1 protein-coding gene is annotated in these 371 nt (G+C 39.6%); it reads left to right on the top strand.

Going from position 1 to position 371, the window contains the following annotated elements; translation table 11 throughout:
- Nucleotides 1–371: IS607 family transposase (locus E3E24_RS12565; protein ID WP_167916126.1), on the top strand; the 371-nt coding region annotated here is incomplete at both ends.

Genomic DNA, 371 nt, shown 5'->3' with positions numbered 1-371 from the left:
CAAAAAGACGATTTGAACAGACAAGTCCAAACAATAAAAGAATTCGCAAAAGAGAAAGGTTGGGACATTGAAATCCTCAAAGATATCGGCTCAGGGCTAAACGAAAAGAGGAAAAACTACCAGAAGCTCCTCAAAATGGTGACAAACAAGGAAGTCTCAAAAGTCATCATTACATATCCCGACAGGTTAACACGATTCGGTTTTGAAACTTTAAAAACGCTCTTCCAGGCCTTTGGAACGGAGATAATAGTAATCAATGGAGAACTTCAAAAAGAGCCGAGAGAAGAACTCATTGAGGACTTGATAACAATAATCTCGCACTTTGCTGGCAAGTTGTACGGAAGGCGTTCTCACAAGTATAAAGAGGTTGT

It is taken from the genome of Thermococcus sp. LS2, assembly GCF_012027375.1.
Taxonomy (GTDB): Archaea; Methanobacteriota_B; Thermococci; order Thermococcales; family Thermococcaceae; genus Thermococcus_B.
The sequence above is the reverse complement of the archived record's forward strand: the minus strand, read 5'-3'. Positions and strand labels throughout refer to the sequence as shown.